The sequence below is a fragment of the Ruegeria sp. AF8 genome, assembly GCF_056541825.1.
This window is the reverse complement of sequence record NZ_JBQFYW010000001.1, coordinates 983541-1003857: the sequence shown is the minus strand read 5'-3', so window position 1 is coordinate 1003857 and position 20317 is coordinate 983541. Positions and strand designations below refer to the sequence as shown.

The window sequence follows — 20317 nt, the reverse complement described above, 5'->3', positions numbered from 1 at the left end:
GAAATTAGTGGTTACAGTCCCCGCAGTCAGGGGGCATTCTCATGAGCGACTATTACGATCTCGGATCGCATACTTGTCCGATCACCACCCACTCGACCAAGGCCCAACTCTGGTTCGACAGGGGGCTTGTCTGGACCTATGGCTATAATCATACCGAAGCCGTCGCCTGTTTCGAAAAGGCCGCCGCGGCGGACCCGGGCTGTGCAATGGCGTATTGGGGTATCTCCTATGCAGCGGGTCCGAATTACAATCTGCCATGGGATCGCTGGGATACCGCAGGCCGGGCCAAGGCGCTGGCCGCCTCTTTTGACGCTGCGCAAAAAGCCCTGTCGCTGGTCGAGGGATGCACGCCGGCGGAACGCGCGCTGATAGAGGCCCTGCCCGCACGTTACCCCCAACGCGATCTGGTTGAAGACATGCACGCGTGGGATTACGGCTTTGCCGACGCCATGCGCAGTGCTTTTACCAGGGTTTCAGACCATCTGGACGTTCGCACGATCTATGTCGAAGCGCTGCTGAACCTGACCCCCTGGAAGATGTGGGACCTTAAAACCGGTGAGCCGGCACAAGGTTCAGCGACGTTGGAAGCGAAGGACGCTCTGGAATGGGCGATGACACATGATCCGGCCGCCATGGCGCATCCGGGTCTTTTGCATCTCTATGTGCACCTGATGGAAATGTCACCGACGCCGGAAAAAGCGCTGCAGGCCGGAGACGTCCTCAGAACGCTTGTTCCGGATGCCGGGCATCTGGTGCACATGCCGACCCATATCGACATTCAGTGCGGCGACTATCACAATGTAGTTCACTGGAACCAGGCCGCCTCCGAGGCTGATCTGAAATATTTCGAACGCGAAGGCGCGTTCAACATCTATACCGGCTATCGGCAGCACAATTATCACTTTGCCATCTATGGCGCCTTTTTCCTTGGTCAGATGGAACCGGCCCTACGCGCCAATCAGGGGATCTGGGACACGACGCCCGAGGAATTGCTGCGTATCGAAAGCCCCCCAATGGCGGACTATTTCGAAAGCTACATGGCTATGGGTCCTCATATCCTGATCCGGTTCGGCCGATGGCAGGAAGCGATGGCACTTGAGATGCCGGACGATCCCGCGCTTTTCTGCACGCTGGCAGCGACCACGCGCTATGCCCGTGCTCTGGCCTTTGCCGCGACCGGCGATGCCGACCGGGCAGAGGAGGAAGAAAAGCTATTTCAGGAAGCAGTCGCGCAGGTTCCGGAAACCCGTCTTTTGCATAACAACAAAGTTGTCGACCTCCTGGAAATTGCAAAAGAAATGCTGCGTGGAGAAATCGAGTACCGAAAAGGCAATCTCGACACGGCCTATACCCACCTGCGCCGCGCTGTCGAACTGGACGACGGGCTGCCTTACGACGAACCCTGGGGCTGGATGCAGCCGACGCGGCACGCATTGGGGGCATTGCTGTTCGAACAAGGACATGTGGAAGAGGCCGAGGCGGTTTACCGCGAAGATCTCGGATTTGGTGGCAACCTTGGGCGCGCCCTGATCCACCCCGGCAATGTCTGGAGCCTTAAAGGACTGCACGACTGCCTGAAGAAAAGAGCGGAAACAATTGAAATTATCCAGATCAGACAGCAGCTTGATCTCGCATTGGCACGCGCCGACCGTGCGGTTGGCGCATCCTGTTTCTGCGCTCAGGCCGCGATGAGGGCCGCGGAATGAAGTTTTCTCTGCCGATTGCACTTGTGGTCTTTGGTCTGCCTGCACTCGCCGAGCGTCAGGCCTTTCCGCCCTCCGACGAGGCGCAGCATGACCCCGGTTTGCTGACGTTTCGCGAAGAACTGCGTACAGCCGTCGCGGAACGCAATGTTGACGCGGTCGTGGCAGCTGCCTGCCCGGATATTCACCTCAGCCTCGGCGGTCGGGGCGGTCCTGAAGAGCTGCGTCTAAACCTTACTTTGCCGCCAGAAGCGCTGGCCGAAGAATTCCGGCACGAGGCCGACGACATGCGCGAAGAATATTGGGCGGCGCTCGAGACGACGCTGGCCGCACCGGGGTATTTCGACGATGCGGGCGAATTCTGGATGCCGCATCAGTGGCGGATCCGGCTGCCCGTAGATATCGATCCGTTCGAAACTTATTTCGTGACCGGAGAACGAGTTACCCTGCGCTCCGAGAACCATTCCGGGTCGAAAATCCTCGATCTTATCAGCAACGAGGTCGTGTTCGCGCCTGGTTTCGATTCAGACGTCGACTATCAAAAAGTCCGCCTGACGGACGGCGCCGAAGGGTACATGCACCGCGACTTTCTTTGGTCCATGGTCGGCTATCGCGCGGCCTTCGTGAAATCGCCAGACGGAATATGGCAGCTTTGCACCTTTATTGCCGGAGATTGAACGGTCAGAACCGCATCAGGCTTTGACCTTTTTCTTTGCCTCAATCACTTTCTCGGCGAGATCCCGGGCGATGGCGAATGCGCCCTTTATCTTGTCGCTGTCCTTTTTCCAGTCGCGCCGCACGACGATCTTGTTGTCCTTGACCTTGGCCAGGCCGCGCTGGTTCTGGATGAACTCGACCAGCCCTTCGGGCGAGGCGAACTTGTCGTTGTGGAACTGGATCGTCGCACCCTTGGGTCCACCATCCAGTTTGGCGATCCCCGCCCGCTTGCACATCGCCTTGATGCGCACCACCAGAAGCAGCGTGTTGACCTCTTTGGGCAGGGTACCGAAACGGTCGATCAGTTCGGCGGCAAACCCCTCCAGTTCCACCTTGGTCGACAGAGAAGACAAGCGCCTATACAGGCCCAGACGCACGTCAAGATCCGGAACGTAATCCTCGGGGATAAGAACGGGAACGCCCAGGTTGATCTGCGGCGCCCATTGATCGTCGGCGTCGCTCAGCCCTTCCATCTCTCCGGCTTTGATCTTGGCGATCGCCTCTTCGAGCATGGATTGATACAGTTCGTATCCGACATCCCGCATCTGGCCGGACTGTTCCTCGCCCAACAGGTTTCCGGCCCCGCGAATGTCCAGATCCTGCGAGGCCAGCGTGAACCCCGCCCCAAGCGTATCGAGCGAACCCAGAACACGCAGGCGTTTCTCTGCTGCAGGGGTAAGTTTCATTCGGGGTTTTGTCGTGAGATACGCATAGGCCCGGGCTTTTGACCGCCCGACCCGGCCACGGATCTGGTAAAGCTGTGCCAAACCGAACATGTCCGCCCGATGCACAACCATTGTATTCGCGGTCGGGATATCCAGCCCGCTTTCCACGATGGTCGTCGCCAGCAGCACATCGTACTTGCCGTCGTAAAATGCGTTCATCCGGTCATCCAGCTCGCCTGCGGCCATCTGGCCATGGGCGATCACATAAGTCAGCTCGGGCAACTGATCTTTCAGAAACTGTTCGATATCGGGCAGATCCGAGATACGTGGCACGACATAGAAACTTTGACCGCCACGATAGTGTTCCCGTAACAGTGCCTCGCGGATGGTGACGGCGTCAAACTCACTGACATAGGTGCGGATCGCAAGGCGGTCGATGGGCGGCGTTCCGATAATCGACAGGTCACGCACGCCGGTCAACGACAACTGCAACGTGCGCGGGATCGGCGTCGCGGTCAGTGTCAGGACGTGGATGTCCGAGCGGAGCTGTTTCAGACGCTCCTTGTGGCCCACTCCGAAGTGCTGCTCTTCGTCAATGATCAAAAGCCCGAGATTGTTGAACCGGATGCCTTTGGCCAGCAGCGCGTGGGTGCCGATCACGATATCGATTGTCCCGCCGGCAATCCCTTCGCGGGTTTGCTGCGCCTCTTTCGCGGAAACGAACCGGGACAATTGCCGGACCTGCAAAGGAAAGCCGCGAAACCTGTCCTTGAACGACGCCGCATGCTGGCGCGCCAAAAGTGTCGTTGGCGCGACTACGGCCACCTGAAGGCCCGACATCGCCGCGACAAAGGCGGCACGCATGGCGACTTCGGTCTTGCCGAACCCCACATCGCCGCAAATCAGGCGATCCATCGGAACTCCGGAATGCAAGTCTTCCATCACATCCGAAATTGCGCGCAACTGATCGTCGGTTTCCTGATAGGGAAACCGCGCGCTGAACTCCTCCCAGGCATGCGGCGGGGGGTCCATCACCGGCGCTTTGCGCAAGGCCCGTTCGGCGGCAATCCGGATAAGCCGGTCGGCCATCTCGCGGATACGTTCCTTAAGCCGGGCCTTCTTGGCCTGCCATGCGCCGCCGCCCAACCGGTCAAGCAGACCTTCCTCGTGCCCGTATTTCGACAGAAGTTCGATATTTTCGACCGGCAGGTACAGCTTGGCCTGTTCGGCATATTCCAGCAGCAGGCATTCATGCGCCGCCCCCGCCGCCGTGATCACCTCCATCCCCTGATAGCGTCCGATGCCGTGATCGACATGCACGACCAGATCGCCGGGGCTGAGAGATTGAGTTTCGGTCAGAAAGTTCTCGGCCTTGCGGCGTTTTTTGGGTTGGCGGATCAGGCGGTCACCCAGCACATCCTGTTCCGAGATTACCGTCAGATCGGGCGTCTCGAACCCATGCTCCAGTGCCCAGACAGCCAGATGCAACCCACGCTTGCCGATCCGTGTGCCATCCCTCACAGGGATTGCCTCGGCCAGCCCTTCATCTTCGATCAGCCCGGTCAGGCGTTCGCGCGCGCCCTCGGAATACGAGGCGATCAGAACCGGCCCCTTTTTCATCCTGTCGGCAATGTGCGAGGCCAGCGCACCGAAAAGGCTGACACTTTCCTGCTGGCGTTCAGGCGAAAAATTGCGACCGATCCGGCCCCCGGCATCAATCACGCCCGGACCTGTCGATTGCGGCAAGGGATTGAACTGCAGGACGCGCCGATCCTCTATGGCATTCGCCCAGGCAGCGTCGTCCAGATACAGCAAATTGGGCGGCGCGGGCTTATAGACCGTATCCATGCGCGAGCGGTTTTCCAATGCCAGCCGCCGTGTCTCGTATTGATCGGCGATACTGTCCCATCGCGCCAACCGTGCGGGCGTCACCTGATCATCCAGTGTGATCGTGGCCTTCGGAAGATAGTCGAACAGCGTCTCAAGCTTTTCATGAAAGAACGGCAGCCAGTGTTCCATACCCTGATGCTTGCGACCGGCGGTCACCGCCTCGTAAAGCGGGTCGTCCGTTCCTGCCGCACCGAACTCGATGCGATAGTTCTGACGGAATCGGGTAATGGCCGCGTCATCCAGAATGACCTCGGACACCGGGGCAAGCTCCACCATTTCAAGTTTTTCGGTGGTCCGCTGCGACACCGGATCAAAGCGGCGCGCGCCATCCAGAACATCACCGAACAAATCCAGCCGCACCGGGCCGCTTTCCCCGGGCGGAAAGATGTCGATGATCCCGCCGCGAATTGCGTAGTCACCCGGCTCCATCACGGTCGGGCTTTGCGTGAACCCCATCCTGACGAGGAAAGCGCGCAGCGCTTCTTCGTCTATGCGGTGATTGACGCGGGCGGTGAACGCCGCTTTGCGCAGCACTTCGCGAGCCGGAACGCGCTGGGTCGCGGCGTTCAGGGTCGTCAGAAGCACGAACCGAGCGGGCATTTGGTGCACAAGAGCCGCAAGTGTCGCAACCCTGGCCGCAGCGATGTCCGGGTTGGGCGACACCCGGTCAAAAGGCAGACAATCCCAGCCCGGAAACACAAAGACTGGCATATCTGGCGCAAAAAACGAAAGCGCGGCGCGCGTGGCCTCCATGCGCTTGTCATCGCGCGCGATATGGGCCACCGGCCCTTCGGTCCGGGCAATTTCGTTCAGGATCAGCTGCGCATCAAACCCCTCGGGGGCGCCGCCGACTGTCACGTGGTTCGGAGCCTTCATTCCCTCGCCTTCCAGAAATTCACCTAGCCAAGCACACCGATCGACAGGTTCTGATACATCCCCCACAGGGAAGTTACAAAGATCGACACCATTCCAATGAGCTGGGTATAGAGACGGCACCGCAGAAACATCTTGGACACCATTTCCAAATCCGGCTCGGTCACCCGTATCCGACGCGCCAGCGACAAGTTGAGCAATGCGACCAGCGACATCGGAAACGCCAACAGGAACACAGCCTGCGCAAACTCTACCTTGTAGAAAAAGCCAAGCGTTGCCAGTGCGGTCAAAAGAAAACACACGATGCCCAACAGCCAGACACCGGAAACGTCCGCAATGTAAAGCATCCGGTTCACGTTGATCCTGACAATGTCAAGGAAATCGGCCTCGGCCTGACCTCTGTTGCGCCGGGCCCTTTGGATCAGATCATATGGCACGCCCAACACCCAATGACTGGCCGATGACCACACCACGGCAAGCGCGATCCAGAACCACAGATTTGAAAAACTTCGCATATCTATGAGTTCGATGATCGAGGAATACCAGTCCAACCGCGTTACCCTTTTATTTCGCCGCCGCAAGGTCGTTCTATCGTGGCCACGCGGCCAATGGTACCCTTGAGGCTGGTGGGAATTCATGCCACCCAATGCGGGAATGTGCAAGGAGAGCGCGTCATGAAACCCACCGTTGCCCTATATCCCAGCGCCCGTTTTCGTCGCGCCCGCCAATCCGAGGCGATCCGCGGCCTGGTTCGCGAAAATACCCTGACCGTGAACGACCTCATTTGGCCGGTCTTCGTTCGTGACGGCGAAGGAATCGAGGAACCCGTGCTCTCCATGCCGGGCGTCCGCCGTCGCTCGGTCGATCTGATTGCCGATGCAGCAATCGAGGCGCAGGCGTTGGGTATTCCGGCGATCTGCCTGTTTCCCTACACCGATCCAAGTCTGAAAACCGAAGACTGCGCCGAAGCATGGAACCCTGACAACCTGTCGAACCGTGCCATCCGCGCGATCAAGGCCGCCGCCCCCGACATTGCGGTGATGACCGACGTGGCGCTGGATCCCTACAACATCAACGGCCACGACGGATATGTGGTTGATGGTGAAATCGTGAATGACGCCACCGTCGAAGCGCTGGTCAAGATGACACTTGCACAGGCCGAGGCCGGGGCCGACATCATTGGACCGTCGGACATGATGGACGGTCGCATCGGTGCGATGCGGCAGGCGCTGGAAAGCGCCGGGCATCAGAACGTGATGATCCTCAGCTATGCCGCCAAATACGCCAGCGCATTCTATGGCCCGTTCCGCGACGCGGTGGGGGCCTCGGGCGCGCTGACCGGAGACAAGAAAACATACCAGATGGACCCTGCGAACTCGAACGAGGCGCTGCGATTGATCGAACGCGACCTCACCGAGGGGGCCGACATGGTCATGATCAAGCCAGGCATGCCCTATCTGGATATCTGCCGCCGCATAAAGGACACGTTCGGCGCCCCGACCTATGCCTATCAGGTGTCGGGGGAATATGCGATGGTTCAGGCCGCCGCGCAGAATGGATGGATTGATGGCGAGAAAGTCATGCTGGAAAGCCTGGTTGCGTTCAAACGCGCCGGCTGCGATGGCATCCTCACCTACTTTGCACCTGCGGTGGCGCGAATTTTGAACGGCTAAATAGTCAATTTTCCGCGATTTTTCGCCGATAGAATACTGAGCACGACCAGCTTTCCCGTGACAGAGCCGGGCATTCGGCATATTCTTGCAAGCAAGATCGGGAAAACCCGGCTTGATCAGGCAGCAATACAGAGAAACGAGATATGAGCAGTTCCAATTTCCCCCGACTGACCCGTCGTGGCTTTGCCCTTGGCATGGCCGGGCTGACCCTCACCTCCGCGTGCGGCAACGGCGTAGGCAATTCGAACGCGGCAACCATCGATGCGCGGGTCGATGCGACGTTGAACGAAATGTACTCACGTTACCCCAACACCGTGGAGATTGCGCAAAAAGCCAACGGCATGCTCGTGATGCCGCTGGTGACCGAGGCCGGTTTCATTTTCGGCGGCGGCTACGGGCGCGGCGCGCTCCGCATCAACGATGCCACTGTCGATTACTATTCGGCGGTCAAGGGCACGGCTGGTTTTCAGATCGGTGCGCAGCAATACGCGCATGTCCTTTTCTTCATGACCGAGGACGCCCTGAACGGTTTTCGCCGCTCCAGCGGTTGGACCGCCGGCGCGGATATCGGATATGTCGTAAGCGATCAGGGGCAGACATTGGCCGCCGACACCACGACCCTGCGTACTCCGGTTCTGGCCGCCATTTTCGGACAGGCAGGTCTTCAGATCGGGGCCACACTGGAAGGCGCCAAATACACGCGCATCATTCCATAAACCCGACCGGAAAAAACTCGGCGCCGAAGACCCTGTGCCTTCGGCAATCGGTATGGCGTGTGCTTTCAGTTTCGAACTCAGGAGCATCGCCCCTTCCGGTTCCGGCATGCTTCCACTAATCTCCGCACAGCTTAAAACCTCAGGATTATCGACGGGGCGTTTATGGGTCTTCTTTTTCGCTGGTTGATGCGGATCGCAGCCGGGCTCGTCGTTCTGGTCGTTGCTGTTGTGGCTCTGGTCTATTTCCTCGCCAGCCAATCCCTGCCCGATTACAACCAGACCGTCGAAGTACAGGGCCTGACCGCACCGGTCGAGGTTGTTCGCGATCATTCAAACGTTCCGCATATTTTTGGTCAGAACGATCCCGATGTCTTTTTCGGTCTTGGCTATGCGCACGCTCAGGACCGCCTGTGGCAGATGACTGTGATGCGACGCACGGTTCAAGGGCGTTTGTCCGAGGTATTCGGGCAAAGAACCGTGCCGATCGACAAACTGATGCGACGGTTCGATCTTTATCGTCTGGCGCAGCAATCTGTCGAGGTTCAGGACGAATACACCACGGCGGCCCTCAAAGCCTATGCCGCCGGTGTCAACGCGCGACTGGCGGAGATCAATGAGGATGCGCTTGGGCGCGGCGCGCCCGAGATGTTCCTGTTCAATGCCCCGGTTGCACCATGGCGACCCGGTGACAGCCTTGCGATCATCAAACTCATGGGCTTGCAGCTTTCCGGCCATCTGGAAGAAGAGGTTTTGCGCGCCCGCGTCTCGCTGATGCTGGATGATCCTGCGCGACTGGCAGATATCCTGCCGGATGTCCCCGGCCCGGGTGTTGCCGCCCTGCCCGAATATGCCACCCTGTTTCCGGATGTGCCGCGCTATGCTCAAGGCGCGGTGATGCCCGCCAATCCACTGTCACCTTTTCCCAAACGGGGTCTGGCCGGCGCTTCGAATGCCTGGACTGCGGCGCCAAGCCGGTCGGCCAGCGGGGGCACGTTATTGGCCAATGACCCGCATCTTGGTTTTTCCGCTCCTGCGATCTGGTATCTGGCGCGGCTCGAACTTGAAAATGGCGGCGTAATCGGAGGCTCGATCCCCGGCGTTCCGGCCATCATGGTTGGGCGAAGCGAACGCATGGGATGGGGGTTAACCTCTGCCTATACCGACGATCAGGATCTCTATATCGAAAAGCTCAACCCCGACAATCCAGAGGAATATCTTACACCGGACGGATTCAAACCCTTCGAGACACGCCCTTCGATCATCGAGATCAAGGATGCCTCCCCGATCACCCTGACCCTGCGCTGGACCGAAAACGGACCCGTATTGCCCGGCAGCCATTACAGCCTGGAAACCATTACCCCACCCGGTCATGTGGTATCATTGGCTTGGACAATCCTGAGCCCGGCGGACACATCGATGACCGCCTCCATGGCTTTGATGAATGCAAGCACCGTTCGATCGGCAATACGGGCAGCAGAGGATTTCATCGCGCCCGCGCAAAATCTGTCTTTGGCGGATAAGACAACGATTGCGATGAAAATGGTGGGCGCAGTGCCCAAACGTGATCCGGCGCACCAAAGCCAGGGTCGCATGCCCAGTCAGGGCTGGCGCGCCGAAAACCGCTGGCAAGGCCGTGCGCCCTATGCCGACAACCCTGAATTCGTCTCTCCGGCCGGAGGGCTGCTGGGCAATACCAACAACAAGACGGTCGACAGACCCTTCCCCAGGCATCTGTCCTTTGTCTGGGGCGACACCCAGCGCGTGCAACGATGGCAAAAACTGATGCAGGACCGCGAGGTGCATACCCGCGACAGTTTCATCGAAGCGCAACTTGATCCGGTCAGTTTTACCGCACGGTCGCTGTTGCCGCTGATCGGAGCCGATCTTTGGTTCACCGGTGAATCCGCACCCGAAGGAACCCCGGAACGACAACGCCAGATCGCACTGACCCTGCTGGCCGAGTGGAATGGCGAGATGAACGAACACCTCCCCGAACCACTCATCTATGCCACGTGGCTGCGTGCGTTGCAAAAGCGATTGACGGCTGACGAACTTGGGCCTCTTGCCACTGAGTTCAAACATGTTGAGCCGCTTTTTATCGAACGGGTCTTCCGCGACATCGACGGTGCGTCGATCTGGTGCGACGTGCGCCAAAGCGCCCCGGTTGAAACCTGCACGGAAATGGCCCGTCTCGCACTTGATGACGCCCTGATCTGGATCGCCGAAAAATACGGTGGCTCGCTGGAATCATTGCGCTGGGGCGATGCGCATCAGGCCACTCATGACCATCAGGTTCTCGGTACAGTTCCGATTCTGCGCTATTTCGTCAATATCCGCCAATCGACCAACGGCGGAGACAACACGCTGCAGCGCGGCCGTACATCAGGCGAGGACCCCGATCCGTTCCTAAACGTTCATGGCGCGGGATATCGCGGCGTCTATGACTTTGCCGATCCGGACAGCTCGGTTTTCGTTATTTCCACGGGCCAGTCGGGGCATTTCCTGTCGCGCCACTATGACGACCTTGCCCAGCTTTGGCGGCGCGGCGAATATGTTCCGATGTCACTGGATGCCGATCTGGCAGGGGCTGCGGCAGTGGGTATCACCCATCTGACCCCGCGCTGAGTTCTGAAACTTTGCCCATTTGCACTGATTTGTCGGCGAATGCGTTTCGTTTTTGGCAATCCGCCGCGCGTAAATTGACCTGACATAGACGAGGCGATCCCCACTGGCATACTCTACCGTAACCAACACGTCACTCGGAGGGGGCCATGGCCAGTGTTCAGGACGTTCTTCAAAACCTTGCGCGCGACTATGCAATCGCCTGGAGTTCGTGGGACGCCGACTCCGTAATCTCGTTTTTTGTTCCGGAGGCAAAAATCTCGGTGAACGGCGGTGATATCGTTCAAGGCCACGCAGCGATAAGGGAGTTGGCACGAGGCTTTTTTTCCGCCTTTCCTGATCTTGAGATCCGCTGCGACATGATGCGCAAAGCGGGCAATCACGCATTGTTTGTCTGGACCCTGGAAGGGCACCACGCCGAGACGGGAAATCTTGTTGTGTGCCGTGGATGGGAAGAGTGGGATTTGGATTCAGACATGAAAATTGTTGAATCAAAAGGTTGGTTCGACGCCGCCGACTATCAGAAACAGATCTACGGAGGTTGATTATTACAAAACCATGAACCGGGCTTCTTGCATGGGGGTCCAGAATACAGAGATTTCAAACCCCTCCTCCGTTTGAATTTCTGACTGCACGACGTCCTGATCAAACAGCCACGCCCGTTTTCGGCCTTCGCCAAACCCAAGATGCAAAACAGCTTTGTTGCGCGCCTCTTGCAGTTCTTGCGCAATTGCCGTGAGAAGCGTTTCCACCCCATCACCGCTAACTGCCGAGATCGCAAAGATATTCTTGTCCCGTGCCGCGCGGGCCAGCGTCGCCGTATGTTCTTCGTCATCCAGAAGGTCGATCTTGTTCCAGACCTCCAGCCTGGCCCGGTCTTCTGTCACTCCCAACGAAGTCAGGATCGTCTCGACATCCCGCGCCTGCGCTTCGGTTTCCTCGTGACTGATGTCGCGCACATGCACGATCAGATCGGCACCCAGAACCTCTTCCAGCGTGGCCCGGAAGGCGGCGACCAGTTCGGTGGGCAGGTTCGAGATGAACCCCACCGTGTCCGACAGGATCACCTCAGGTCCGTCCGGCAGTTCCACCCGGCGCATGGTCGGGTCCAGTGTGGCGAACAGCATGTCCTTGGCCATCACCTCGGCCCCGGTCAGCCGGTTGAACAGCGTGGATTTTCCTGCATTGGTGTAGCCGACCAGCGCTACGATGGGATAGGGCACCTTGGCCCGCGCCGCCCGATGCAGTGACCGGGTCTTGATCACTTTTTGCAACTGGCGGCGCAACCGAACAAGCTGTTCGTCGATTGCCCTGCGGTCGGCCTCGATCTGGGTTTCACCCGGACCGCCCACGAAGCCCAGACCGCCCCGCTGGCGTTCCAGGTGGGTCCAGGCCCGAACCAGACGCGTGCGCTGATAGCTGAGCGCGGCCATCTCGACCTGCAACACACCTTCGCGGGTGCGCGCGCGATCCGAAAAAATTTCAAGAATCAGGCCGGTCCGGTCAAGAATCTTGACCTTCCATTCCCGTTCAAGATTGCGCTGCTGAACCGGCGTCACCGGGCCATCGATCAAAACCAGTTCGATTTCGTGTTCTTTCAGCCGAAGGCCCAGTTCCTCGATCTTGCCCGATCCGAACAGCAGACCCGGCTGCGCCCTTTGCAGGCGCACGATTTCGGATCCGGCCACTTGCAGATCGGGCAATGCCGCAGCAAGTGCCACGGCTTCTTCCAGCGCAGGACCCGGGGCCCGACGCTCATCATCTGATTTGATATCGGGATGCAGCACCCAGGCCCGGGTTTGCATCCTGTCATGTTCCATCAAGAGGCGTCTTCGCCCTCATAAAGATTGATCGGCTGCGATGGCATGATGGTCGAAATCGCGTGCTTGTAGACCAACTGCGACTGTCCGTCGCGGCGCAACAATACGCAGAAATTGTCGAACCAGGTAATCACGCCCTGCAATTTCACACCGTTAATCAGGAAAATCGTAACCGGAACCTTAGCTTTCCGTACATTGTTCAGGAAGGCATCCTGTAGATTCTGTCTGTCCGAAGCCATATTTTATAATCTCGCCATTGTTCTTGCTACGCGCTGCGGACCAACGCGCTCCCTCCGGAGCAGTATGAAGTGCCGCGACAGGATATTCCAGACGAAAAAAGGAAATGCATAACGCAACGTCAAGCAAATTCTTCAACCACGCCACAAGGATGGAGTCACGAGTGCTATTATCGCCAGTGTTTCAAGCCGACCGATTATCATCGCGGCGCAAAGCGCAAATTTTGCCCCGGCTCCAAGTTCGACCAACCGGATCGGAATTTCTGTTGCCGTCTCGATCAGGGGCCCGGTCGTCGTCAGCGACGCAATTGTAAGCACCATGGATTGCTCAAAACTCGCCCCCAGCACAGCAAACACAATGGTAAAGGCGGTCAGGGAAAACGCGAACAGCATGAAAAATATCCACGCAATGAAGGCCCCATCGCGCTGGATGCGTCGATGGCCCCCCGCAGCCCCGCTGATCGAGGACGGATAGATCAACCGCTCCATTTCCCGCAACCCGTTGAGATAGAGAGCGAAAACGCGCAGAAGTTTCACGCCGCCCGCTGTCGTGGCAACCCCGCCGCCAACCATGGCGAGACCCATCAAGATCATTCCCGGGGTCCCCAATCCCGACCACTGCTGGGCTTCCGCCCAATCGGAACTGACAAATCCCGTGGTTGTCAGAAACGACAGCACTGTGAACATGCTGCCCCACAGGGCGCGCAAGCCAACCTCGGCGTCCATCTCGGCGTTCACGTCATAAGCACCTAACCAATGCCGAAAGAACAAAACCAACGGCACGGCAATGATGAAAAGCACCCCAATCCGGAATTCAGGATCTTTGTCCAGGCGTGAATATCCCGACGCCGCCGTATCCGAGGAAAATGTCAGCCGCGACAGCGCGAAGAACATGAACAGAAACAGGATCGCCTCGCCGGTCAGGCCCGAAGTCGACCCCTCGAGCCCGCCAACCGGCGAAATACCCGATGTGGCCATGATCGACATGGCATGGCAAACGGCGGTCAGGCCCTCATCACCTGCGATCAGCAGAAGAACCCAAACAACACCGGTCAATCCGGCATAGACCGGAAAAAGGGTCTTGGATATCCGCAGCAGTCGTCCGCGCGGATCGGCCTGTTCACTTTGCGCAACGCCAAACACGGCACGGCCCGGTTCGCCCTTGGCTGTGACCTCGAAACCGCCCAGCGACAAAGGCGCCAGGATGGCGGATGCCGCAATCCACATCAGCAGCCCTCCCATCCAGCCAACCTGAGCGCGCCAGAGATGCAGCGGCGCGGACAGCCGTTGAGGATCGGGAAACATGTCCGCACCGGTCGTCGTCAGCGCGCTGACCATATCGAAATAGGCGTTCAGAAACGTGGTTGTGCCCAATGCATCGTGAAACGGGATTGCCAGGAACACAGGCATCAGCGCAAAGGTCGCCAACAGCGCGGCCAACTGACCCAAGGTACCCCGTTTCGGAAACCGGTTCAGCATCGCCAGTGCGATCATCGTCACGACAACAAGGCCGGTCAGCCCGGAATAGAAAAAGGACCTGGATGCCGGGTGATCGTTCAGCGCCAGCGCATAACTGGCCGGAATCCACATGGTGACCGAGGCAATCCCCCAGATCAGCAGAAACAGCGGCAGCCGCCGTACATATCCGATCTGTTGCTTCGCCCGCGCCACCATCAGAAAAAGTCGATCGATACCTGCATCAGCCGCTCGACCTCGGCCACGTCGTCGGCCATGGCAAAGATCGCCACCACATCTTTTTCCTCAATCCGCAAACTTCCGGTCGGGCGTAGAACCTCATCCCCCTTGCGAACGGCGCCGACAAGGACACCTTCGGGAAAGTCGATATCCCGCAGCTTTTGACCCGCCATTGGTGATGTGGACAAAACCTCGGCCTCGATCACTTCAGCCTCGGCATCCCCGATCGAATAAACCTGGCGAACACGCCCGTGACGGACATGGCGGAGGATGGAACTGACCGTGGTGGCACGAGGGTTGATATAGGCATCGACGCCCAGCGGCCCCATCAGCGCCACCATGCTAGGGTCGTTGACAAGGGCAATGGCCAGCGGACAACCATCCGCCTTGGCCCGCACAGCCGCCAACATGTTGGTCCGATCATCATCAGTCACCGCCAGCATCGCATCGGCCCGCTCGATCCCCGCCTCCTTGAGCAGCGCGGAATCGAGCCCGTCTCCGTTCAAAACAATGGTCCGTTCCAGTTCTTCCGCGGCCTTCTCGGCACAGCGCCGGTCCCGCTCGATTACCTTTGCGCGCGCGCGGCCCTCTCGTTCCTCCAGCGTTTTGGCCACTTCCAGCCCGACATTGCCGCCACCGACAATAACGATCCGGTCCTGCTTTTTCTGGGTCTTGCCGAAAACCTCCATCGTCCGGTCCAAATCTTCGACAGCGGTGAATACGTAGCATTCATCGCCCACGAACAACTGATCGTCCGGTTCGGGCGCGAACAGAGATCCTGCGCGGCGAACACCGACCACAATCGACTTGAGTGTGGAGAACAGGTCTGTCAGCTGTCGCAGCGGCGTGTTGACGATCGGGCAATCCTCTTCGACGCGAATGCCCAGCAACTGCGCCCGACCACCCATAAACAACTCGGTATCGAAGGCGGCCGGCGCCGACAGGCGGCGCATGGCGGCGGCGGCCACCTCACGCTCGGGGCTGATCACCACGTCGATAGGCAGGTGGTCACGCCGGTACAGATCCGAGTGGATCGCTTCAAGATAAGATTTCGCCCGAAGCCTCGCAATCTTGCGCTGGATCGAAAAGACAGAATGGGCCATCTGGCAGGTGACCATGTTCACCTCGTCCGAATGGGTGGCCGCGATGATCATATCCGCGTCGCGTGCGCCGGCCCGCTCCAACACATCCGGATAGCTGGCAAATCCCGCAATTCCCTGTACATCCAGCGTTTCCGTGGCACGGCGCACGAGATCGGGATTGTTGTCGACCACTGTGACGTCGTTCAGTTCGCCCGACAGGTGGCGAGCGATCTGCCATCCGACCTGACCCGCGCCGCAAATGATGACCTTCATGTTTCTGGCCCTTCTGCCTGAGCGTTTTGAATGACAGATGCCTTTCTGGTGGTCAATTCAATTGTCTAAAACTCAAGGTTGAGGCAAGGTAAGCCCATGAAAACAGTGATCGCTATCTCATTGCTTGCCTTCGTTCTGTCCGCCTGCGGGCCGCTTTCGCTGTATTATCGCGAAGGGGCATCGGTGACGAAAATGCAGACCGAAACCACCGATTGTCAGATCAAGGCACTCAGGGATGCCCCGGTCGCCACTCAGGTGCGCCAAAGCCCGCCGATCTATTATCCTGGCCGCACCGTCTGCAACAGCGCCGGGCAATGCTACAGAACCGGCGGATGGTGGCAACCCGGCAATATCTATACCGTCGACGTCAATCAGGGCCTTCGTAACCGCGTCGAAGCGCAATGCATGGCGCAAAAGGGATTTCAACCAGTTAGCTTGCCAGCCTGCAAACAGAGCGTGAAATCTCAAATTCCCGCGCAACGGACAACGACATTTCCGCCGCTGAACGCAGGTTCGTGCTTTGTCAAATTCGACGACGGTTCGTTCCAGATCATCACCCCGCAACAGGCGGGGTGAAATTCTCGTCCTGCCTATTCGGCGGGTTCCGGTTCGTCCACATGCGCGACACGCGCGCCGGATTTGTTGGATGTCACCACACCGAGCGACTTCAGCTTTCGGTGCAAGGCGCTGCGCTCCATCCCGACAAAGCTGGCGGTGCGGCTGATATTGCCGCCAAATCGATTGATCTGGGTCAGCAGATATTCCCGTTCGAACGCCTCGCGCGCCTCGCGCAGTGGTAAAGTCGCCAGCGCCCCGGACAACACGACACGTCCTTCCTCTTCGGTGCTTTGGTCCTCGCTTGGGAGTTCCCGCGGTTCGATCGCGCCAGAATTTTCACCAAGGATCAAAACGCGTTCCACCAGGTTTTTGAGCTGGCGAACATTGCCGGGCCAGATCATCGTCTGCATCAGCGCCACGGCTTCGTCACTGAGTTCGCGCAACGGCAATCCCTGCGTTTCATTGCACATTTCTATGAAATGCTGCGCCAACATCGGTATGTCTTCACGTCGCTCCTCCAAAGATGGCACCGCAACCGGCACGACGTTCAGGCGGTGGTACAGTTCTTCACGGAACCTTTCCTCGCGAATTTCGTTTTCCAGATCCCTGTTCGTCGAAGAGATCACCCTCAGATCGACCCGAACCTTATCCGTGCCGCCTACCCTCTGAAATTGCTGATCGACCAGAACGCGCAGTATCTTGGATTGCGTTCCCAGCGGCATGTCCGCCACTTCGTCGAAATAGATCACGCCTCCATGGGCTTCTTCCAGCAAACCGGATTCGATTCCGCGTTCGGAGGATTCGCGCCCGAACAGAACCTCTTCCATCCGCTCCGGCTCCATGCCGGCGCAGTTCACGGTCACGAAAGGCGCATTGGCCCGGTTGGAATGAGCGTGGATATAGCGCGCGGCGATCTCTTTGCCTGACCCCGCCGGGCCCCTCAGCATGACACGACCATTCGATTTCGTTACCTTGTCGAGTTGGTTCTGCATCGTTCGGAAAGCCGCGGATTTGCCGATCATGTCGGAACAGCTGACTTCGCGCCGTTTCAGCGCAGCGTTCTCGCGGCGCAGGCGCGATGTTTCCATCGCGCGCCGGATAACCACCATCAGCTGATCGATGTTGAAGGGCTTTTCGATAAAGTCATAGGCCCCCTGCTTGATCGCGGCCACCGCAATTTCAATGTTACCGTGGCCGGAAATGATCACCACCGGCACATCGGGATTGTCGCGCTTGACCGCCTTCAGGATGTCAATGCCGTCCATCCGGCTGTCTTTGAGCCAGATATCCAGGATCAAAAGCCCCGGCGGATCGGAATTGATCGCTGTCATGCAATCGTCCGAATTGCCGGCCAGCCGGGTGGAATACCCTTCATCCTCCAGAATATCGGACACCAGTTCACGAATATCGCGCTCATCGTCTACGATCAGAATATCACTCATGATTGGCCTGCTTTCAATTTTGGTTTAATCGCCTGCTTTGGTGACGCAGTTCCTGGGTCGGTCCGGACCCCGGTTAAACGGATCACGGCCACCGCGCCGAAATGGTCCTGTCCGTCGAATACCGGCGCATCCTCCAGCACGAGGTTGCCGCCGTGTTCCTCAATGATTTTCTTGACGATGGGCAAACCGAGGCCGGTGCCCTCGTCCCGGGTAGTGACATACGGTTCAAACAATCTTGCCCGATCTTCGGGCAAGCCCACACCGTTGTCGGCAATCCTGATCTGGGTGCCATCGGAAAAGTCCGTCATAGACACGCGGATTTCCGGACAGAGATTTTTCGGAGCGCCATTTTTCTTCAGGGTCTCAATGGCTTCACCCGCGTTCTTGATTAGATTGGTCAATGCCTGATTGAGCATGGTCGCATCCACATCCGCACGAACAGGATGCTGCGGAAGATCCACCTCGAACCTTACATCCGGCTGCCCGGACTGTTGCAGCAACACGGCTTCACGGACCAGTTCAACCAAATCTTCTTCGTGCCGGTCCGGCTCGGGCATTCGGGCGAATTTGGAGAACTCGTCGACAATGCGCCGCAAATCGTTTGTCTGGCGAACGATCACATCGGTCATGGACATCAGAACGTCGCAATCGTCCTCGTCCAGCTTGTGCGAGAATTTCCGTTTGATCCTTTCCGCGCTCAACTGAATGGGTGTCAGCGGGTTCTTGATTTCATGAGCGATCCGGCGCGCCACATCCCCCCAGGCCGCCATACGCTGGGCGCTGACCAGATCGGTGACATCGTCGAAAGCCACAACATATCCTTCCAGCGTGTCATCCTCGTTTCGACGCGTAGACATGCGCACCAGCAGGTTTTCAAGCCGCCCCTTCCGGGTCACTTTGATCTCACCCTGAACGGTTTCCTGTGTCCCGATTTCCAAAGTTTCGAACAGGGGCAGGAATTCCGGAACCGCAATGCCCAACGCCAGGCTCTGCTCATCCCCCGACCAGTCCAGCAGACGTTCCGCCGAACGGTTCACAAACGTGACTTTGCCGTCGGAATCCAATCCGACGACGCCGGAGGTAACGGAACTCAAAACCGAATCGAACAACCTGCGCCGTCGCTCGATCTGTCGCGTATTCTCCAGCAAGGCATCGCGCTGCCCTTTGAGTTGCCGCGTCATCTGGTTGAAATACCGCCCCAGCATCGAGATTTCGTCATCTCCATCGCCTTCTGCCACCTGAACGCTCAGATCGCCTGCGCCGACACGCTGCGCCGCGGTTGTCAGCCAGCCTACAGGGCGGGACAACCGTTCGGCAAACCACATACCCAAGGAAACCGCCGCCAGAATAAGTATGACCGCAAAGCCCAGATAAAGAAGCCCGAATTCAAACAGAACCTTTCCCCGTTCGCTTTCAAGCTGGTTGTAAAAGCGCACGGTTTCCTTGGTATCGTCCAACAGGTTCAGTATTGCGCCGTCGACTTCCCGGCTCACGTAAAGATATCGATCCAGATAGACTTGCAGAGGAACAAGCGCGCGAAACTCGTTGTTGCCCCAGTCCTGGATGATCAGAAAGCCGTCGCCACTGGATTGCGCAATCTCTTCCGGTGTCGGCTTTTCATAGTCGAACAGATAGGACCGGTCGCCCCGTGCCCGGATTTCGCCCGTCCCGTCGATAATGTAGGCTTCGCGCAGGCCGCGTTGTATCTGACTTTGGCCCTGGGCCAGCACCTCGCGCAATTCCGCGTCCGTCACATAATAATTCAACTGACGTGCGCCATCGAGGTAACGTGCAAGCACGATCGCGTCCTGACGCAAACCTTCGCGATGCTCCAGCTCATAGGCTTCGGCAGCGGACAACGACGATCCGACCACTTGTCGCACACGGTCCGAAAACCATCCTTCCAACCCGATATTGATGGTCAGGCCCGCAAAGATGGCAACCGTCACGGTTGGAACCAGAGCCAACAGCGTGAAAGCGCCAATCAGCCGCAGATGCAGCCGTGACCCCGCCGACTTGGCGCGCCGCGCCACCACCAGACGGCCCAGTTGTCCCAGCACCAAGGCTGCAAGCACCAGAACATAGACCAGATCCGCCAGCAAAATGAGTCGCAGTGCCGAGGCGGATGCGCCAAGATCGAATGGCCCGATGACAAGATAGGTCGCAAAGGCCAGAACTGGCCCTAAAAGAACCAGCCCCAAAGTCCCGAAATTGCGCAGTTTTCTGGACTTGCGCCACCGTATAATCGATGGGATTGGCCCGTACTGTGACCGGGTTGCCACCTGCCGCCCTCATTCTGATGTGCCGCCTAAGCGGCTTACCGCCATATTTCGTGGTCCTTGCCGGGTAGAC

15 protein-coding genes are annotated in these 20317 nt (G+C 58.4%); 7 read left to right on the top strand and 8 right to left on the bottom strand.

The features are described from left to right. Positions 1-41: 41 nt before the first annotated feature. Together ACR0AO_RS05095 and ACR0AO_RS05090 are read left to right on the top strand one after the other, a co-directional pair. Entirely contained in the window at positions 42-1706 is a 1665-nt protein-coding gene (locus ACR0AO_RS05095; protein WP_480600627.1) for a tetratricopeptide repeat protein, read from the top strand. Next, positions 1703-2380, top strand: a complete 678-nt coding sequence (locus tag ACR0AO_RS05090) for an SH3 domain-containing protein (protein ID WP_480600625.1) — start codon at positions 1703-1705, stop codon at positions 2378-2380. Before ACR0AO_RS05095 ends, ACR0AO_RS05090 begins: the two co-directional genes overlap by 4 nt. A 15-nt stretch (positions 2381-2395) precedes the next feature. On the opposite strand, the gene mfd is transcribed toward ACR0AO_RS05090, so the two are convergent. Beyond that, positions 2396-5851, bottom strand: coding sequence for a transcription-repair coupling factor (mfd, locus tag ACR0AO_RS05085; protein WP_480600622.1), 3456 nt, complete (start codon positions 5849-5851; stop codon positions 2396-2398). Positions 5852-5874: 23 nt separating this feature from the next. After that, positions 5875-6399 (bottom strand): component of SufBCD complex, encoded by a 525-nt coding sequence (locus tag ACR0AO_RS05080; protein WP_480600620.1) that lies wholly within the window; start codon positions 6397-6399, stop codon positions 5875-5877. Positions 6400-6522: 123 nt separating this feature from the next. Between ACR0AO_RS05080 and hemB the strand changes: the two genes are divergently transcribed. The 4 genes from hemB to ACR0AO_RS05060 all read left to right on the top strand — a co-directional run bounded on the left by hemB (position 6523) and on the right by ACR0AO_RS05060 (position 11404). After that, on the top strand, positions 6523-7521 hold the full coding sequence (gene hemB / locus ACR0AO_RS05075; protein ID WP_480600618.1) for a porphobilinogen synthase: 999 nt from the start codon (positions 6523-6525) through the stop codon (positions 7519-7521). 143 nt (positions 7522-7664) lie between these two features. Next, on the top strand, positions 7665-8237 hold the full coding sequence (locus tag ACR0AO_RS05070; RefSeq protein WP_480600615.1) for a lipid-binding SYLF domain-containing protein: 573 nt from the start codon (positions 7665-7667) through the stop codon (positions 8235-8237). A gap of 162 nt (positions 8238-8399) precedes the next feature. Then, complete coding sequence (locus tag ACR0AO_RS05065; RefSeq protein WP_480600613.1) at positions 8400-10862, top strand: penicillin acylase family protein; 2463 nt, start codon at positions 8400-8402, stop codon at positions 10860-10862. A 146-nt stretch (positions 10863-11008) separates the two neighbouring features. Continuing rightward, a complete protein-coding gene (locus ACR0AO_RS05060; protein WP_480600611.1) occupies positions 11009-11404 on the top strand; it encodes a nuclear transport factor 2 family protein in 396 nt (131 codons plus the stop codon). 3 nt (positions 11405-11407) lie between these two features. On the opposite strand, the gene hflX is transcribed toward ACR0AO_RS05060, so the two are convergent. The 4 genes from hflX to trkA form a co-directional block, all read right to left on the bottom strand. Further along, positions 11408-12679, bottom strand: a complete 1272-nt coding sequence (gene hflX / locus ACR0AO_RS05055; RefSeq protein ID WP_480600609.1) for a GTPase HflX — start codon at positions 12677-12679, stop codon at positions 11408-11410. After that, positions 12679-12918 carry an RNA chaperone Hfq gene (gene hfq, locus ACR0AO_RS05050; protein ID WP_005982826.1) on the bottom strand — a complete coding sequence of 80 codons (240 nt, stop codon included), beginning with the start codon at positions 12916-12918 and terminating at the stop codon, positions 12679-12681. The genes hflX and hfq overlap by 1 nt, the downstream gene beginning before the upstream one ends. A gap of 132 nt (positions 12919-13050) precedes the next feature. Continuing rightward, on the bottom strand, positions 13051-14589 hold the full coding sequence (locus tag ACR0AO_RS05045) for a TrkH family potassium uptake protein (protein WP_480600607.1): 1539 nt from the start codon (positions 14587-14589) through the stop codon (positions 13051-13053). Further along, positions 14589-15965, bottom strand: coding sequence for a Trk system potassium transporter TrkA (gene trkA / locus ACR0AO_RS05040; RefSeq protein WP_480600603.1), 1377 nt, complete (start codon positions 15963-15965; stop codon positions 14589-14591). The genes ACR0AO_RS05045 and trkA overlap by 1 nt, the downstream gene beginning before the upstream one ends. Positions 15966-16061: 96 nt before the next feature. Between trkA and ACR0AO_RS05035 the strand changes: the two genes are divergently transcribed. Then, the gene (locus ACR0AO_RS05035; protein WP_480600601.1) at positions 16062-16541 is read left to right on the top strand and encodes a hypothetical protein; all 480 of its coding nucleotides are present in this window, start codon (positions 16062-16064) and stop codon (positions 16539-16541) included. Between the two features lie 14 nt (positions 16542-16555). On the opposite strand, the gene ntrX is transcribed toward ACR0AO_RS05035, so the two are convergent. Then, positions 16556-17965 carry a nitrogen assimilation response regulator NtrX gene (gene ntrX, locus ACR0AO_RS05030; RefSeq protein ID WP_480600599.1) on the bottom strand — a complete coding sequence of 470 codons (1410 nt, stop codon included), beginning with the start codon at positions 17963-17965 and terminating at the stop codon, positions 16556-16558. Continuing rightward, positions 17962-20247 (bottom strand): sensor histidine kinase NtrY-like, encoded by a 2286-nt coding sequence (locus ACR0AO_RS05025; RefSeq protein WP_480600597.1) that lies wholly within the window; start codon positions 20245-20247, stop codon positions 17962-17964. Before ACR0AO_RS05025 ends, ntrX begins: the two co-directional genes overlap by 4 nt. Positions 20248-20317: the final 70 nt, after the last annotated feature.

Excerpts from the sequence above, each read along its gene's own strand:
- ACR0AO_RS05095 (WP_480600627.1), top strand. The coding sequence starts at position 42 with ATGAGCGACTATTACGATCTCGGATCGCATACTTGTCCGATCACCACC.
- ACR0AO_RS05090 (WP_480600625.1), top strand. The coding sequence starts at position 1,703 with ATGAAGTTTTCTCTGCCGATTGCACTTGTGGTCTTTGGTCTGCCTGCA.
- mfd (WP_480600622.1), bottom strand. The coding sequence starts at position 5,851 with ATGAAGGCTCCGAACCACGTGACAGTCGGCGGCGCCCCCGAGGGGTTT.
- hemB (WP_480600618.1), top strand. The coding sequence starts at position 6,523 with ATGAAACCCACCGTTGCCCTATATCCCAGCGCCCGTTTTCGTCGCGCC.
- ACR0AO_RS05070 (WP_480600615.1), top strand. The coding sequence starts at position 7,665 with ATGAGCAGTTCCAATTTCCCCCGACTGACCCGTCGTGGCTTTGCCCTT.
- ACR0AO_RS05065 (WP_480600613.1), top strand. The coding sequence starts at position 8,400 with ATGGGTCTTCTTTTTCGCTGGTTGATGCGGATCGCAGCCGGGCTCGTC.
- ACR0AO_RS05060 (WP_480600611.1), top strand. The coding sequence starts at position 11,009 with ATGGCCAGTGTTCAGGACGTTCTTCAAAACCTTGCGCGCGACTATGCA.
- hflX (WP_480600609.1), bottom strand. The coding sequence starts at position 12,679 with ATGGAACATGACAGGATGCAAACCCGGGCCTGGGTGCTGCATCCCGAT.
- hfq (WP_005982826.1), bottom strand. The coding sequence starts at position 12,918 with ATGGCTTCGGACAGACAGAATCTACAGGATGCCTTCCTGAACAATGTA.
- ACR0AO_RS05045 (WP_480600607.1), bottom strand. The coding sequence starts at position 14,589 with ATGGTGGCGCGGGCGAAGCAACAGATCGGATATGTACGGCGGCTGCCG.
- trkA (WP_480600603.1), bottom strand. The coding sequence starts at position 15,965 with ATGAAGGTCATCATTTGCGGCGCGGGTCAGGTCGGATGGCAGATCGCT.
- ACR0AO_RS05035 (WP_480600601.1), top strand. The coding sequence starts at position 16,062 with ATGAAAACAGTGATCGCTATCTCATTGCTTGCCTTCGTTCTGTCCGCC.
- ntrX (WP_480600599.1), bottom strand. The coding sequence starts at position 17,965 with ATGAGTGATATTCTGATCGTAGACGATGAGCGCGATATTCGTGAACTG.